Genomic DNA, 801 nt, shown 5'->3' with positions numbered 1-801 from the left:
GCAGGCCGCCAAGGAGTGAGGGTTAACAGTTAGCCATGAAAGGGGCCGCATGCGGCCCCTTCCTTGACTGACATGTTAACCCTCACTCCTTGGCGGCCTGCCAACCCTAATTCCGGAAGTGACGTGGCCGTGACCCCTTGACGTCACAGTGACGTATTTCCGCTTCCGGTGGCGCCATCTTTAACGGACTTTCCCGCGCTTTTTTGAAATTCCCGCGCTTTTTTCAAATTTCCCGCCGGCGCGCTTTTCGAATTTCCCGCGCTTGTAAGTCCCGCCCTTGGAACGGCGCCATCCGCGATCAGGTGACATAGTAGCTTTTGGGCCCCTCTCCAACTCCACCCCCCGGACACTCCACCCATGGTCTGATTGGGCACACCCATGGGTGGGGCGGCTCCTGATTGGTTGCCTGTCCTATAAGAGTAGCTCCACTTCCTGGTTCTCCTCACTTGCGACCTGACCGTCGAGTGGTGAGTACCATGGCTGGTGTGGTGGTGGCTACTGGTGAGATGTGGCGGGGGGTGATTAGGCTGAAGGCCGACGGCATCTGTCTGTCTCGGATGGGCCGTGTGATGATGAATGATGTGCATGTGTGTACGGACGGACTGGACTGGCCGCAATTGACGGGCCAGGTCTATCAGTATGTGCAAGCGGGCATGTTGATCTGGAATTTGTGGGAAGAACAACTCGCTGGCCTGTTTTACGGCTGTCCGCCGCCCATGCATTTCATGCAATTGGAGCCGGGAGTGGGTGGCCCCCACCTCCACATTGTGCTGGACGCGCCCTACATGGGGGCGCGCGGCT

The 801-nt window shown here is 58.6% G+C and carries 1 protein-coding gene; it reads left to right on the top strand.

Translation table 4 applies throughout. The features are described 5' to 3' along the window. Positions 1-569: 569 nt before the first annotated feature. Positions 570-801 (top strand): hypothetical protein (locus QPK10_RS06695; RefSeq protein WP_368487227.1); only part of this gene is annotated, 232 nt, incomplete at its 3' end.

This window comes from Spiroplasma sp. DGKH1, from assembly GCF_040940205.1.
In the GTDB taxonomy this organism is placed as follows: Bacteria; Bacillota_I; Bacilli_A; order Mycoplasmatales; family Mycoplasmataceae; genus Spiroplasma.
Note: the sequence above shows the minus strand (reverse complement) of the source record. Positions and strands in the feature narration are given on the sequence as shown.